13 protein-coding genes are annotated in these 13,943 nt (G+C 69.4%); 4 read left to right on the top strand and 9 right to left on the bottom strand.

The genetic code is table 11. From position 1 onward, the window contains the following. Window positions 1–102: 102 nt before the first annotated feature. From ACWGIS_RS08150 to ACWGIS_RS08140, 3 genes are all read left to right on the top strand, one after another. On the top strand, window positions 103–1,569 hold the full coding sequence (locus ACWGIS_RS08150) for a DUF4331 domain-containing protein (protein ID WP_453361565.1): 1,467 nt from the start codon (window positions 103–105) through the stop codon (window positions 1,567–1,569). Between the two features lie 133 nt (window positions 1,570–1,702). Continuing rightward, the gene (locus ACWGIS_RS08145) at window positions 1,703–2,971 is read left to right on the top strand and encodes a tetratricopeptide repeat protein (RefSeq protein ID WP_453361564.1); all 1,269 of its coding nucleotides are present in this window, start codon (window positions 1,703–1,705) and stop codon (window positions 2,969–2,971) included. Continuing rightward, a complete protein-coding gene (locus ACWGIS_RS08140) occupies window positions 2,968–4,605 on the top strand; it encodes a HoxN/HupN/NixA family nickel/cobalt transporter (RefSeq protein ID WP_453361563.1) in 1,638 nt (545 codons plus the stop codon). The genes ACWGIS_RS08145 and ACWGIS_RS08140 overlap by 4 nt, the downstream gene beginning before the upstream one ends. Before the next feature lie 129 nt (window positions 4,606–4,734). Here the strand turns inward: ACWGIS_RS08140 and ACWGIS_RS08135 are convergent, their stop codons facing one another. The 3 genes from ACWGIS_RS08135 to ACWGIS_RS08125 form a co-directional block, all read right to left on the bottom strand. Further along, complete coding sequence (locus ACWGIS_RS08135; RefSeq protein ID WP_453361562.1) at window positions 4,735–5,469, bottom strand: anti-sigma factor; 735 nt, start codon at window positions 5,467–5,469, stop codon at window positions 4,735–4,737. Beyond that, the gene (gene sigK, locus ACWGIS_RS08130; protein WP_453361561.1) at window positions 5,466–6,032 is read right to left on the bottom strand and encodes an ECF RNA polymerase sigma factor SigK; all 567 of its coding nucleotides are present in this window, start codon (window positions 6,030–6,032) and stop codon (window positions 5,466–5,468) included. The genes ACWGIS_RS08135 and sigK overlap by 4 nt, the downstream gene beginning before the upstream one ends. 168 nt (window positions 6,033–6,200) lie before the next feature. Continuing rightward, complete coding sequence (locus ACWGIS_RS08125; RefSeq protein WP_453361560.1) at window positions 6,201–6,608, bottom strand: ATP-binding protein; 408 nt, start codon at window positions 6,606–6,608, stop codon at window positions 6,201–6,203. Between the two features lie 347 nt (window positions 6,609–6,955). Here ACWGIS_RS08125 and ACWGIS_RS08120 point away from each other — a divergent pair, with 347 nt between their 5' ends. After that, on the top strand, window positions 6,956–7,336 hold the full coding sequence (locus ACWGIS_RS08120) for a hypothetical protein (protein WP_453361559.1): 381 nt from the start codon (window positions 6,956–6,958) through the stop codon (window positions 7,334–7,336). Window positions 7,337–7,446: 110 nt separating this feature from the next. Here the strand turns inward: ACWGIS_RS08120 and ACWGIS_RS08115 are convergent, their stop codons facing one another. From ACWGIS_RS08115 to ACWGIS_RS08090, 6 genes are all read right to left on the bottom strand, one after another. Further along, window positions 7,447–8,097 carry an alpha/beta fold hydrolase gene (locus tag ACWGIS_RS08115; RefSeq protein WP_453361558.1) on the bottom strand — a complete coding sequence of 217 codons (651 nt, stop codon included), beginning with the start codon at window positions 8,095–8,097 and terminating at the stop codon, window positions 7,447–7,449. Window positions 8,098–8,189: 92 nt separating this feature from the next. Beyond that, window positions 8,190–8,996 (bottom strand): DUF1295 domain-containing protein, encoded by an 807-nt coding sequence (locus ACWGIS_RS08110; RefSeq protein ID WP_453361557.1) that lies wholly within the window; start codon window positions 8,994–8,996, stop codon window positions 8,190–8,192. Then, window positions 8,993–10,282 carry a class I SAM-dependent methyltransferase gene (locus ACWGIS_RS08105; protein WP_453361556.1) on the bottom strand — a complete coding sequence of 430 codons (1,290 nt, stop codon included), beginning with the start codon at window positions 10,280–10,282 and terminating at the stop codon, window positions 8,993–8,995. Before ACWGIS_RS08105 ends, ACWGIS_RS08110 begins: the two co-directional genes overlap by 4 nt. Further along, window positions 10,279–11,475 (bottom strand): class I SAM-dependent methyltransferase, encoded by a 1,197-nt coding sequence (locus ACWGIS_RS08100; RefSeq protein WP_453361555.1) that lies wholly within the window; start codon window positions 11,473–11,475, stop codon window positions 10,279–10,281. The genes ACWGIS_RS08105 and ACWGIS_RS08100 overlap by 4 nt, the downstream gene beginning before the upstream one ends. 188 nt (window positions 11,476–11,663) lie before the next feature. Beyond that, window positions 11,664–12,389 carry a DUF1365 domain-containing protein gene (locus ACWGIS_RS08095; protein ID WP_453361554.1) on the bottom strand — a complete coding sequence of 242 codons (726 nt, stop codon included), beginning with the start codon at window positions 12,387–12,389 and terminating at the stop codon, window positions 11,664–11,666. Between the two features lie 14 nt (window positions 12,390–12,403). Then, entirely contained in the window at window positions 12,404–13,678 is a 1,275-nt protein-coding gene (locus ACWGIS_RS08090; protein WP_453361553.1) for an NAD(P)/FAD-dependent oxidoreductase, read from the bottom strand. Window positions 13,679–13,943: the final 265 nt, after the last annotated feature.

Genomic DNA, 13,943 nt, shown 5'->3' with positions numbered 1-13,943 from the left:
AACTCTGTGAAGGCAACGACCGCCGGGCCGCGTTCGCGACGTGTCCTGGATCATTCCCTGCTCGTGCTTGGCGCCAGTGCTCTGGTCAGCGCGGTGAGTGTCATGAGTCTGGCGCCTGGCGTCAGTGAGGCGTCCAGCCACCGTGAGGCGCCGCTCATCGCCGGCGACCCACGGGCGGACACTACGGACGTGTACGCGTTCACCAGCCGCGACAAGTCCGACAGTGTCACTTTCGTCGCAAACTGGATCCCGTTCGAAGAGCCCAACGGCGGCCCGAACTTCTATGCCTTCGCCGACGACGCCCGCTACAACATCAAGATCGACAACGATGGTGACGGAGACTCGGACGTCACGTACACCTGGCGTTTCCGCAACCAGATCCGCGACGCAGCCCACCAGTTCCTGTACAACACCGGCCAGGTGACATCGCTGGGTGACCCGGACCTGAACTTCCGCCAGGTCTACGACCTGGTCCGCACCAAGAACGGTCGGAGCAAGGTCCTGAAGTCCGACGTGCCGGTGGCGCCGTCGCGTGTGGGTCCGGCCTCCATGCCGAACTACGGGGCGCTGCGCAAGCAGGCTGTGCGCCCCCTCGCAGGCGGAGGGAAGACGTTCGCGGGTCAGGCCGACGACCCGTTCTTCGCAGACCTCCGCGTCTTCGACCTCCTCTACGGGGGGAACTTGTCCGAGCGCGGCCAGGACACCCTGACGGGGTACAACGTCAACTCTGTCGCTCTGCAGATCCCGAAGAAGGAGCTTGCTCTTCGGGGCAACAGCTCCCGCAACCCGGTCATCGGCGTCTGGTCCACCACCGACCGCAAGGGAGTACAGATCTCCGACTCCCGTACCCGGCACGACAAGTGGCGCCAGGTCTCCCGCCTGGGCAACCCGCTGGTCAACGAGGTCGTCGTCCCGCTGAAGTACAAGGACGCCTTCAACACCCTCAACCCGGACCAGGACCGCACCGTCAAGCCGGTCGTGGACAAGGTCTACGACCCGATCCTGCCTAAGCTGATCCAGAAGGTGTACGGCATCCCAGCGCCGGCCACGCCCCGCAACGACCTCGCCGAGATCTACCTGACCGGCATCTGCGAGGCGTGCGGCCCGATCAAGGCTGACCTCAACGCCCACCGGCTGAACAAGGACGCGAGTCTGCGGCGGATCGTGCCCGCCGAGGAACTGCGCCTGAACATGGGCGTGCCCGCCACCGCCAACCCCCAGCGGTACGGAGTGCTGGCGGGTGACCTGGCCGGATTCCCCAACGGACGCCGCCTCACCGATGACGTGATCGACATCTCTCTGCAGGCCGTGGAGGGCGCGGCTCAGACCGGCAAGCTGATCCCCGCGCTGGCCGACGGGGACAAGGTCAACGCCAACGAGGTGCCGTTCGACTCGTCCTTCCCCTACCTGGCCCTGCCGCACACCAAGTCCGTGAACAGCGGTCCTGGAGGAAGCGAGACACGGCGGTCGTCGCTGAGGACCCCCAGCGCGGCTGGTGTCGGCGTGCTGGGCTCCGTGATGCTCGGCGTCGGCGGCTGGCGACTGCGTCGCCGCAACAGGACCAGCTGACATCTGAGCTGACGAGGCAACTCGCCGGTGCCCGGCCCTGCCAGCACGGGCCGGGCACCGGCTCCTCAGCAAGGAGCACCCCATGGACAACCAAGCCTCAACGCGTTCCGGTCACCGAGTTCGCAATGCCGTCGTGGCGCTGACACTCGGTGCGGCCCTCTTCACCGCCGGCGCCATCGGTCTGGCCCCGGACGGAAACACCAGAGCGCAGTCCGGCCCGCACACAGCACCGGCCAGAGGCTCGCTCGGCGCCCTGCAGGCCCGCGTGAAGCAGGTGCCGAAGGATGCCGGCGCATGGGCGGCGCTCGGCATGGCCTACGTCCAGCAGGCCCGTACCACCGCCGACCCGGCGACCTACGAACGCGCCGAGAAGGCGCTGCGGCAGTCGCTGGCCGTGCAGCACGACGGCAACACCGGGGCGCAGATCGGCATGGGCGCCCTCGCCGCGGCCCGCCACGACTTCCCCACCGCGCTCGTCTGGGCCCGGCGGGCCACCACGACGGACCCGTACAATTCCGTCGCCTACGGAGTCCTCGCCGACGCCTACACTCAACTCGGCCAGTACCCCGCCTCCTACCGGGCTGTCCAGCGCATGAACGACCTGCGCCCCGACGCGCCCGCCCTGGCACGCGCCTCGTACACCTTCGAACTACGCGGAGAGACCGACGAGGCCGTCGCCCTCATGCGGCGGTCGCTGGATGCCGCCTCGACCACCGGTGAACGCTCCTTCGCCCACGCGGTGCTGTCCACACTCGCGCTCCAGACCGGCGACACCAGCCACGCGTTGCGGGAGGCCGAAACGGGGCTGCGCGCCGCGCCGCGCGACTCTGCCCTCCTCGAAGCCCGCGCACGAGCCCGGGCGGCTCTGGGCAAGACGCGGCAGGCCATCGCGGACTACGAGGCCGCGATCGAGATCGCGCCCCTTCCCCACTACCTGCTCGGACTCGGCGAACTCCGGCAGTCGCTGGGGCACAAGGAGCAGGCCGAGGCCCAGTACGCCGTCCTGCGCGGGCAGGAGACCATCCGCCGGACCGGCTCCACGCCCGCCGACACGGACGCGATCCTCTACGAAGCCGACCACGGCAGTCCCGCACGCGCGGTCGCGATGGCTCAGGAGGCCCTGAAAACAAGGTCGTTCATCGCGGTGCAAGATGCCTACGCCTGGGCCCTGCATCAGGCCGGCCGTGACAGCGAGGCCATCGCCCAGGCGAACCGAGCTCTCGCTCTCGGCACCCGCAGCGCACTCTTCCGGTATCACCGCGCGGTCATCCGGCACGCCCTCGGTGACGACACCGCGGCGCGCTCGGACCTCGAGACGGCGCTGCGCACCGAACCGCACTTCCACCCTCTGCACGCGGCCACGGCACGTGCCCTGCTCCAGCGGATCGACGAAACCTCATGAGTCACACACTTCGACGCGCCACCCTCACCGCCGCCTCGATCGCCCTGGCCACCGCCGGCGGCCTCTCCCCCGCAGCTGCGGCGCCGGCGCACCCCTTGGGCAACTTCACCGTCAACTACCACACCGGTCTGAGCCTGCGCCCCGACCGTCTCGACGCCACAGTGGTCGTCGACCGCGCGGAGATCTCGACCCTCCAGGAACGCTCCACCGTCGACGCCGACCACGATGGCGCCGTTTCCTCCGTCGAGGCGCGCGCGTATGCCAAGGCCGGTTGCACGACTCTCGGGCGCGAACTCCATGCGACCGTCCAGGGGGCCTCCGTCATCTGGTCGGCGGTCTCCTCGGGTATGACGTATGAACCCGGCGAGGCGGGCCTCAAGACAAGCCGACTCAGCTGCGCCTACACCACGGCCGCCGACCTCACCCGCCCCGCCGACCTGGGCATCCGCACCACCTTCGACACCCAGCGCATCGGCTGGCGCGAGATGACCGTCCAGGGCCACGGCGTCCGGACCACCGGAACCGACCTGCCCGCCGTCTCCCTCACCGACGAACTGCGCCACTACCCCCGCGACCCGGCGGCCAGCCCGCTCAACCAGCGCAGCGCCCAGATGCACACCACACCTGGAGCAAACACGACCACAGGAACCGTCAGCGCTTCTCCGCCGGGAGCCGACTGGTTCAACCGCCTCCTCGCGACCACGTCATCCGTCTTCAACTCACTGGTCGGCTCCCGCGAACTCACCGTGCCCATCGGACTCCTGGCCCTGCTGCTGGCCCTGATCCTCGGCGCCTCGCACGCTGTCCTCCCGGGCCACGGCAAAACGATCATGGCGTCCTACCTCGCCGGCCGCCGCGGAACCCGCGGCGACGCCGTCACCGTCGGCGCCTCGGTCACCCTGACCCACACCGCAGGCGTACTGGTCCTCGGACTCGCACTCCCGGCCGCCACCCACCTCGCCGGTGAGACCGTCCTGAACACGCTCGGAGCAGCAAGCGGCCTGATCGTCACCGGCATCGGATTGTGGCTCCTCACCTCCGCCCTCCGCAACAAACCCCAGCACGGGCATCACCACCATCACGGCGACGGACACGGCAATCACCATCACAGCCACCACGCACATCACCATCACGACGATCACGCACCTCACGACCACGACCACACACCCCACGCCCGAGATGCCCAGCAGACGGGAGGCCCCAGGCCACAACCGACCAGCGTCGGCGTGGCCACCCTCGCTGCGCCGGAGGCGATCACGGCCGTTGGTCCGGATCCCCGCCGCGACGTCCGGTCTCGGCGTGCCGACCGCGGCGGCCTCATCGGCATGGGCATCGCGGGCGGCCTGGTCCCCAGTCCGTCTGCGCTGGTCGTCCTACTGGGCGCAGTCGCCCTGGGCCGCACTGCCTTCGGTGTCCTTCTCGTCTTCGCGTACGGCCTTGGCATGGCGGCGACCCTCACCCTCGTCGGGCTCCTCCTCGTGCGCCTGCGAGAACGCATCGAAGCTCGCCTGAAGTCGCCGGCCGACAGCCGCCACCGCGCCGTCCGCGCCCTCACCCGCGTCGGCCCCACGGCGACCGCTCTCCTCGTCGTGATCGTCGGCATCGGTCTCACGCTGCGTGCAGCTTCTGCCTGACCAGCTCGGCAGCTGTAGGAGCCGACCATTCCGGTAAGCACTGTCCGCGGTCTCGAAGCGAGTGCAACTTGAAGGACGACCACGGCGAGCAAGAGTCCGCTGGCACTGGACAACCGAAGCGCTCGACTGTCACTTGAGGGAGACGATTCCCAAAGGTTTCGTGGTGGGCTGTTCCGAGCCGCCGGAGGGCTCCACCGTGATACCGACGGCAACGGCGCCGGCAAGGGGTCCTTCGAGGACCCGTGCGGCCCGCTCTCCTTCGCCGTGGAGGAGACCTGCGGGGCGCAGTGCTCCGGTGTCAGCGGCGTACCACAATTCGTAGACGTTGTTTCCCGTCAGGGCCGGCAGGCCCTGGGCGGTGAAAAGGGCACTGCCTTGATCCCGTGAGACGATCACCGCGGCAATGGCCCCGTCGGCCAGTTCCGCCTTGTGCAGCGTGGCGTCGGGGGCGGTGACGACGCTGGTGAGAGCGCGGTTGGTGGACCGTGTTCGGTCCGCTTGAACTCGGGTTTCCTGGACTTGGGAGTGCTGCCAGAGGGCGATGCCACCGAGGGCTGAGACGGCGGCGATGCTCGCGGCCAGAACGAGGTTCAGGGCTCGGCGGCGTACCGTGCGCACCCGTTGGCGGGGACGGTCCTGGGAAACGCGGGTGAGGGCGTCCAGGGTGCTGGCCCTCACGTGAAGGGCCACGGGCATGGCGTGCATGCCGGCAACGGCGGCGGTGGCTTCCTGCAGCAGGGCGGCTTCGCTGCGGCACGACTCGCAGCCGGCCAGATGGTTTTCGAAGGCGGCTTCCTCGGCCGGAGACAGCGCGTGCAGGACATACGCCCCGAGCGCCAGGTGCGGATCATCCCGGGGCGTCATGACTTTCCTTCCAGGCAGGCACGCAACTGCCTCAGACCTGTACGCATGCGGGACTTCACGGTGCCCGCAGGGGTTCCCAGCGCCTCGGCCACCTCCAGATGGGTCAGGCCCTGGTAGTAGGCGAGTACCAGGGGAACCCGCTGGAGCCGGGCCAGAGAGGCCAGGCAGTGGTAGGTGCGCCGCTGCTCGTCGTGGGTCAGGACGGTCTCGGCGACCTCGTCGAAGTCGCGCTCCGCGAGGAACGCGGAAGCGCGCTGTTCACGCTCTTTACTGGCCTGAGCGGAGCGCACCCGGTCCACGGCACGGCGGTGGGCGAGGGTGAGCACATAGGCCTTGGCCGTCCCTCGCCGGGGATCGTAGCGGTCCGCGGTGCGCCAGACTTCGATCATGACGTCCTGAGTGACCTCCTCGGCCTGGGCCGCATCGCGCAGAATGCGGCAGGCCAGCCCCATGACCGTCCCGCTGAAGGCGTCGTAGATTCCCGCGAAGGCTTCTTTGTCGCCTTCGGCCACACGGGGCAGCAGTTCCTCTGCTCGTGTGCTGGGCTCTGAGCGGCGCAACAACGTCGGCTCCCTTTGTGCGTCGTGCTGCGGTGCGGGCTGTGCCCGCAGCGTGCCGGGTTCCGTGTTCCACTGTGGTGCCGGTCGCTGCGCGGCGCAGGTCGGATCGAGTGTGCGGGTGACGTCGGCGGACCGGAACCGGAGCTTGTGCGGTGGCCATGACGACACGGTTCACTCCGTCTCCGCGCCGAGCAGGACGTGGACCGTCTTGCCCCCGAGGGCGGGCACGATCCGCATCTGCCCGCCGAGTCGCCCGATGATCTGCAGACCGAAGCCGCCGTGATCGCCCGCGCCTGCCCGTGCGTGAAGGTCCGGGAGCTCTTCACTGTGGTCCGCAACGGCGATGTCCAGCCGTCCGTCCTGGACGGTGAGGGTCAGCAAACACGAGCCCCGGGTGTGCCGGACAGCATTGGTTATCAGCTCCGAGACGATGAGGACGGCGTCCGCGACGCGGTCCAGCTGGTCAGCGGCTCTCAGCCACCGTTCGGTGATGCGGCGGGCCACAGCCGGGGCGTGCCGACCGCAGGGCAGAGATACGGTGTGCCGCTGCATGACGGGCGGCGAGGCAATCGTGGACATGTCTGCCCCCTCTGGGGCCTGAGAACTGGTCTTCTCTTCTGTGCAGGTAATTCGTAGCCGGCGACCGGACGGATGCCGTGACAGCGCGAAAGGCGAGCCTTGCAGTCATGCCTGCCGCCTCGGCACCGGCGCATGCAGCGCGCATCTGCTCACCGCATGGCAGCCATGCATTTCTCCCGGCTGTGTCATCCGCCGCCTCGTCGGCTCCGAATCCCTCATGTCCGACACAACAAGGCAGCCGTCGCAGCTCGTGCATCCGTGCTGCCGCATCGAATTGCGGCCGTTCACGGCAGGACAGGCACCTTCTTCGTTGTGTTCGCCCATGCTCTGGCAAGGAGATTTGAGCGATGACAGTATCCATGCGCGTCCGGCGACTGGTGGCGGGAACCGCGGTCACGGGTCTGCTGGCCGGAGGTGCCGCTCTCGGCACGTCCACCACGGCCAACGCGGCCCCCGCCCCCTCGTCCGTCTCCACTGTGGCCGCCGACCATCACGGCCACCACGACAAGTGCACGTGGACGAAGGGGCACTGGGAGAAGAAGTGGGTCAAGGGCCACTGGGAGAAGCGACAGGTCCACCACAAGGTCTGGCACCACGGCTACCACGACAAGCACGGCGCCTGGCACCAGGGCTCCTGGGAGCACCACTACACCTACAAGTGGGTCTACGTTCCCGGCCACTGGGATCACCACTGGGTCAAGGGCCACTGGGACTGCAAGCACCACTGAGCCCCACGTGAGATGAGGGCCAGTGTCCCCGAAGGCTCTGGCCCTCATCCAGACTTACTGCGTCCTGAGCGCGGCGAGGGAAGCGGCCCTTGTGCTCAGTCCGGCTTTGGTCACCGTCCGTTGATCGCGTCGTGGGCTGGCAGGACGACGCAGGACGCACTGGCTTGGGCGGCCGTCACGCTGCGTGGCATCTTGGCGGGTCGCACGATTCCCGCGACGGAGGTCGCGGTGATGCTGTGCCAGGTGTCGATGTCGCGCAGCATGGCGTGTCGGCCGCTCGGCATGGCGATGCCGCAGGTGGCAGCACCAACCGCGTGCGCTCGGCGTAGGAAACTCCAGGAGTCGTGGGCCCGGGTGATGGTGTCGCTCGGATCGTGCAGGAAAACCACCTGCCGGCCGGCCAGGTGGTCTGCCGGCTCGCCGGGGGGACACCAGGGGGCGAGGCCGACGATTCCCCGAACCTGCGGGTGGCTTGCCGCGCGCAGGGCCGCCCGGCCGCCCATGGAGTGCCCCACCAGCACTATCGGGAGGCCGGGGTACAGATCGGCGAGTTCCTCCAGTGCCTGCCGGGCATCCTGGGCGGCGTCTGCACGGATGCCGTTCCAGCCGCGGTGGCGGTAGCGGACGTGCGCGAGGACGAGTCTGTCCGGCAAAGCTGCCCGGGTGATGGCGCGTGCGAAGGGCAGCATGCGCAGTGCGGGAAGGTTGAGCCGGGGCGGCGCGGTGAGGGCATCGGCGCGGCCCCCGTGCAGCAGCAGCACGGCGGCCGACGGTGTGGCCGGAGCCTCCCGTATCTGCAGCGGGCTTTGTGGACGGCGTTCGTCCGCGGACGAACGCGCGGGCTCACCGGTGCTCATGCGGCGGGACGCGGCGGGCGTGGCAGGAAGCCGCTGGTGCGGGCCTGGTAGGCGGCGTATCCGGGCCGCTGGGCCATGTGTGCCTCCAACAGGCGTTGGCCGCTGCCTCTGGTGAGCAGCAGAGTCATCGTCAGGGGGGAGATCAGGGCGAGCGCCGCCGTCTGCCAGCTGCCGCACGCCATCAGGTACAGACCCCACCACACCAGGGCGTCACCGAAGTAGTTGGGGTGTCTGGTCCAGGCCCACAGGCCGCGGTCCATGATGCGGCTCCGGTTCGCGGGATCGGCCTTGAAGCGAGCGAGCTGGTGGTCGCCGACCGACTCGAAGGCCAGCCCGGCCGCCCACACCACCGCTCCCGTCACGGCGAGGGGTCCGAGCGGGGCGGGCGTGTACTGGGCGGTCTGGACAGGCAGTGAGACGAGCCATACCAGGGCGCCCTGCAGCAGATACACCGTCCGCAGGGCGTACAGGTTCCGGTTGCCGGGTGCCTTGTCGAGCAGCTTGGCGTAACGGGCGTCCTCCCCGTGACCGCGGCTTCGCCGTGCGATGTGGGCGGCCAGCCGCAGCCCCCACACGCAGGTCGCCGCGGTGATCAGCAGCCGTCTGCCCGCATCCCCTTCACCCGCCGACATGACGTAGGTGACCATGGCGACCGCGGTGAAACCAAGACCCCAGGCGATGTCCACGATCCGGTGCACTGCCGCCCGTAGGGCGAGGACGAAGGTGACGAGCATGACCGTCAGAGCGGTTGCCGCCGACACAGCCGCGTTCAGGCCGAGCGCCGCCCAGTGGACGCCGCTCACTGCCCTCCACCGCCAGCGGCACCGCGCGGCAGTACGGCGGGCATCCCGGACTCGCCCTCCCGGGTCGGTCGGACGGCAAGGACCTGATCGACCCCCATCCGACGCTCGGTGAAGGCCAGGCCGCTGCCCGCCAGATACAGGCGCCACACCCGGGCGGTCGGTTCGCCCACCAGGGCGGTGAAGTCGTCCCAGCGCGTCTCCAGCATCCGGTGCCAGGCGGCGATGGTCCGCGTGTAGTGCTCGCGCAGCGCCTCGACGTCACGCACCTCCAGCCCGGCGTCCTCCAGCAGGGCGACTGTCGCCCCCAGCGGCCGCATGTGCATGTCGGGTGCGATGTAGGTCTCGATGAACGCGCCGCCGCCGGGGGCGTTCGTTCCCCGTGACATCTGCTGGATCAGGGCGCGTCCACGGGGGCGCAGCACATCGTGCAGCAGCGCGGCGAAGGCCGGGTACTCGGTGTCGCCGACGTGCTCGCCCATCTCGATGGCGCTGACTGCGTCGAAGCCGCCCTCGTCGATGTCCCGGTAGTGCCGCAGGCGCACGTCCACCGCGTCGGCGAGCCCCTCCTTCTCCGCACGGGCGGCCACGAAATCGCACTGCTGCCGGGACAGCGTGACCGCGGTCACCTGCACGCCGTGCTCTCGCGCGGCATACAGGCTCAGCGATCCCCAGCCGCAGCCGATGTCCAGCAGTCGCATGCCCGGGCGCAGTCCCAGCTTGCCGCAGATCAGGGCCAGTTTGTCGCGCTGCGCGTCGGCGAGGGTGTAACCGGGCGCGCCAGGCCGGGTCCAGTAGCCGCAGGAGTAGGCCATCGACTCGTCCAGCAGCAGGGCGTAGAAGTCGTTGGACAGGTCGTAGTGGTGGCTGATGGCGGCGCGGTCTCTCGCCGAGCTGTGCAGGGCGCCGCTCAGCCGGGCCCGCGGCGCGCCAGGGGCGGCAGGCCGAGGGCCGACGGCTCCCAGACGCAGAGCGGTCACCGCCGCCCGGACGAAGTCCCTGGCTGCGGGGCGGATCGCACCGTGGGAGGCGATCGAGCGCCATACGCTGCTCAGCCCTTCGGCGAGGTCGCCCTCGATGTCGAGTTCACCGGCGATGTACGCCTCGGCGAGACCGAGTTCACTGGGCTGCCACAGCAGCCGGCGCAACGCCGCGGGCGAGCGCAGGACGACGAGCGGGGCGTCGTTCGGTCCGGCTTCACTGCCGTCCCAGGCCCGCAGCCGCACCGGCAGCCTCCCTGGGAAGTACCGGCTGAGCAGGTCTGCCAACTGAGGTGCCGAGGTGGTCATCGGTTCGCTCCTGAAGGTACCGGGTGCGCCAGCCCGTTCGAGGTGCTCGTCAGCGCGATCTGTCGGACGTCGAGGTAGTGGGAGCGGAAGCCGGCTTCCGAGTACGCGAGGTACAGCTCCCACATGCGGCGGAAAGTGGTGTCGAAGCCGAGATGGGCGACCTGGTCGCCATGGGCGAGGAAGCGTTCGCGCCACAGGCGCAGCGTCTCCGCGTAGTGGTCACCGAACCCGTCCACGGTGCTCACGCGCAGCCCGGCGGCACTGGCGTGCTCATGGATCGCCTCGGGTGAGGGGATGAGGCCGCCGGGAAAGACGTACTTGCTGATCCACGTGTGGGTGCGGCGGGTGTTCTCCATCCGCTCGTGTCCCATGGTGATGGCCTGCAGAGCGATGCGGCCGTCCGGCGCGAGTACCCGCCTTAGGGTGGCGAAGTACTCGGGCCAGTACTCGGCGCCGACGGCCTCGATCATCTCGACGCTGACGACGGCGTCGTACACGCCGGTCACCTGCCGGTAGTCCTGCAGCCGAACCGTCACCCGGTCTGCCAGGCCCGCCTGCGCGATCCGCGTGCGGGCCAGTTCCCGCTGCTCGGCGGAGAGGGTGACGGTGACGACGCTCGCACCGCGCGCGGCGGCACGCAGCGCGAGCTCTCCCCACCCGGTGCCGATCTCCAGCAGGCGGGTGCCTGGGCCGACACCGGCCATGTCCAGGAGGCGGTCGATCTTCCTGTGCTGTGCCGCGGGCAGGGTCTGTTCGTGTGCGGGGAACGCCGCGAACACCGCGGAGGAGTAGGACATCGTCGGGTCCAGGAAGAGCGCGAACAGTTCGTTGGACAGGTCGTAGTGCAGGTGGATGTTCTTCCGGGCCCCGTCTTCGCTGTTGAGTTGCTCCGCGGGGCGGCGGGCGGTCCATGCCTTGCGCAGCCGCCGCAGCGGCGCGGGCACCAGGTTGTCGACGTGCGCGGCGAGAACGGTCAACACGCCGGTGAGGTCGTCGCTGTCCCACTCTCCGGCCATGTACGACTCGCCGAAACCGATCAGACCGTGTGCGCCCACGCGCCGGAAGAAGGCGTCCGGGTCGTGCACGGTCAGGGTCGGGCCAGCACCCTGCGAGGGGGCGCCGCCCAGGCGGGTACGCAGGGGCAAGGAGGCGAGCGCCCGGGTGAGCAGGACGCGGGCGATGGCCCCGCGCATCCGCGAACGGACGGGAGGCCGGGCGACGTCCGGCCACCGCGCGGCGTCCACTGGGACGCGAGCGGGCGTGGAGGCCGGGAGGGGGCCGGACTGTTCGTCGCGCTCGCCCGGGGGCGGAGCATGACGCTGACCTGGCAGGGTGCCGGTGGGTGCGTCGCGGTGACAGGTGCGGGAAGCTGGAGGAGGTGTCACTTCGGGCCTTCGTAGGGGTGGTGAGGGGGACGCGGCTGGACGGGAACGCGTCTGAGCCACAGGGCGATGCCGTGCCGGCGGATCCCGGCCGAGACCAGCGCGGTGGACCAGGGGTGGCGCAGCGAGAAGCGGAGCAGGTTCCAGCAGGTGGCAGGGCGGTGCCGGCCGCGTAGGACCGCGGTGAACGGGCGGGTGTCACCGCGCCTCAACTGCACCATGACGTCCAGTTGCCCTGCCGGGAGCGGCAGCCGCATGCGGTAGCCGCCATCCACCGGGAAGAACGGCGAGACGTAGAAGTCCTTGACCACCTCCACCAGACCGTCGGTGTCGGGGCGCAGCAGGTAGCAGTGGCGTTGTCCATAGGTGTTGTGGACCTCGGCGACCACACAGGCCAGGGTGCCCGCCCGGTCGTGGCACCAGAAGAGCGTCAGAGGGTTGAAGACGTGGCCGAAGACGCGTGCGTGGGCCAGCATCAGCACCGTCCCGCCGCCGAGTTGCACGCCGTGTCCCGCCAGGTACGCCTCCAGGCCGGCGCGAATCGACGTGGCCGTGCCGTCGAAGTGGTCCCGCGCGTCGAAACCCGCCAGCGGCCTCAGCAGACGCGGCAGCCGGGGCAGCCGGTCGAGGTCGATCAGCCACAGGTGCGTGCGGTGCCTGAAGGAGTAGCGCAACGGTGTGGTGCGCGTGTGTGTGACGACGCAGTCGTACAGGGCCGGCGGCACGGGCGCCGCCGAGCTCACCACCGCACGCCCAGCGAGGCAGCCGCTTCGACGCCCGAACGACAGCCGTCCTCGTGGAACCCCCAGCCGTGGTAGGCGCCGGCGAAGGCACACACGGCTGTGTTGAGGCGGGGCAGGTCCCGCTGTGCCGCGACCGACTCCGGCGTGTAGACGGGATGTTCGTACATCATCCGGGCCAGCACCCTGTCCTGGGGCAGTCGGCGCGCGGCGTTGAGGGACACGACGAAGGTCGCGTCGGACTCCAGTCGCTGCAGTCGGCTCATGTCGTAGCTGACGTGGACACTTTGAGCGGACGAATCGCAGGTTGGCATGTAGTAGTTCCACGACGCCCGGGCCCGGAGCGAACGCGGCAGCACGGTGGTGTCGGTGTGCAGCACGGTGGAATTGGGGCTGTAGCGGAACGCCCCTAGCACGCGCCGCTCGTCCATGGTGGGCTCGGCCAGCAGGCGCAACGCCTGATCGGGGTGAACCGCGATCACCACAGCCGCGTACTCGTCGCTCTTGCCGTCCTCGCTCACCACCCGCGCCCGGTCAGCGAACCGTTCCACACGGCGCACCGGAGTGGCGGTACGGATCTCCGTCAACTGCTTGACGATCCGCTCGACGTACTGCGCCGAGCCGCCGGTGACCGTCTTCCACCGCGGAGACCCGGTCACCGACAGCAGGCCGTGATGCTCAAGGAAGCGGAACAGGTAGGTAGCCGGGTAGCGCATCGCGGTTTCGGGCGGGCAGGACCAGACCGCGGAGACCAGCGGGACGACGAAGTGCGAGACGAAGTAACGGGTGAAATCGCCGTCGGCCAGGAACTCGCCCAGAGTGACTTCGGCGTCGGTTTCGACCTGCCTCTCGGCCGAGGCGGCGAGGGCGTGGCGAGCCGCACGGTGGAACCGGGGCACTTGCGCCAGCAGGCGCAGGTAGCGGGCGCGCAGTGCAGCGCGCCCCGTGAACAGCCCCGACAGCCCACGAGCGCCGGCGTACTCCAAGCCGCATCCCTCGCACCGTACCGACATGCTCATCTCTGCGTCCTGGGTGGTGACTTCGAGGTCGGCGAACAGACGAAGCAGGTGCGGATAGGTGCGCTCGTTGTGCACGATGAATCCGGAATCGACGCTGACAGGCCGTCCCGCCGTAGCCAGCTCGTGAGTGTGGGCATGCCCACCTGGCCGACCGTCGGCCTCATACAACACCACGTCACACGTCGTGTTGAGCACGTAAGCGGCGGTCAGCCCGGCCACTCCGCTGCCCACCACGGCTACTCGTTTGCGTCCCACTACGTTGCCCGTGCCCTCTCAGTGTCACCAGCGCCGATCACTGCCGGCGAAGGGTGATCCGATGCCGCAGGCGACGCGGATTGGTGCGCTCTTCATACGGCCGGGTTCGCACCCTCCTCGACACCGAAAAATCGGTCACAAGACCAGAAGTGACAGCCTCCTCCCCCCGACGCAATGTCCGCCTGCTTGGACCCATCAGATGAACCCCGGGCTGTCCGGCAAGCCACGCCCTTGAACCCTGCGCGTCACCCGTGTCCGCAGCGTG

The organism is Streptomyces sp. NPDC054842, from assembly GCF_053611025.1.
Note: the sequence above shows the minus strand (reverse complement) of the source record. Positions and strands in the feature narration are given on the sequence as shown.